Source organism: Flavobacterium sp. J49 (assembly GCF_011742145.1).
In the GTDB taxonomy this organism is placed as follows: domain Bacteria; phylum Bacteroidota; class Bacteroidia; order Flavobacteriales; family Flavobacteriaceae; genus Flavobacterium.
In genome coordinates this window covers 1-1,085 of the sequence record NZ_JAAQQU010000100.1, presented here as the reverse complement: position 1 = coordinate 1,085, position 1,085 = coordinate 1, and the positions used below count along the sequence as shown (strand labels likewise).

The window sequence follows — 1,085 nt, the reverse complement described above, 5'->3', positions numbered from 1 at the left end:
AATGTTTCTCACCCTGATTTGCAATACCCGAATCAAATTATTTATGTACAAACGTTAGGTATTCGCATTACCAATAGTACAACGGGCTGTTACAGCATCTCTACGATAGACATCAGAGTAGTTCCGCTACCATCTCCAATTCCGCCAACAGTACCGTATACTGTTTGTGATGAGAATCAAGACGGATTCTCGTGTGAGTTTGATTTGGCTTCTTTATTACCGGATTTATTGAATGGAATCACAACTTACAGTATCACATTCCATGAAACTTTAACGGATGCTCAAATCGGCTCGACTCCTATAGACACATCAATGCCATATTGTTCTATTATCCCATTTGTTCAAACGATATACGTAAGAACAGTTGATACCAATACCGGATGTTGGAGTGTCATTCCAATTGAACTTAATGTGAATCCAAGTCCGATTGCACCGATTGATTTAGATGATATCGTGGTTTGTGATGATGACAACAATACTCAAAATGCCATTACCACTGTTGATTTGACCGTAAATACCGCAAGTGTTTTGGCCCAACAACCATTGGCTCCGAGCAATTATGTAGTCACCTATTACAATTCTGAAACGGCGGCACAATTAGGCACCTCACCAATTATAAACGATACTAATTATACAGCAACAAACGGTGAAACCATTTGGGTAAGAGTTGAAAATATTATAACCGGTTGTTTCAATATAGGATCGTTTGATATCGTAATTAATATCCCGTTGTTGCTAACAACCCCTGCACCGCTGAGTGTTTGTGATAATGACACTAATCCGAATGACCAATACCACAGTTTTGACTTAACGGTAAAAGATGCTGAGATTACACAAGGATTTTCAGGTTATACAGTAACTTATTATCCCTCTTTGTTAGATGCTCAAAATGGTACTAATGTTATAATCACTCCAACAGCTTATACCAATGCAATACCTCCTGTTCAAACCTTAGGAGTGGTAGTTACCAGTGCCGCAGGATGTCAAAGCATCACCACTTTAGACATTAGAGTCTTGCCGGTACCGACCCCTAATACCACGCCGAGCCCATTGGCACCGCTTTGTGATGACAACAATCCGGGTGA

The 1,085-nt window shown here is 40.0% G+C and carries 1 pseudogene; it reads left to right on the top strand.

Annotation, left to right across the window (positions count from 1 at the left end):
- Positions 1-1,085: pseudogene (locus HA632_RS05580) on the top strand (adhesin); the annotation flags it as partial.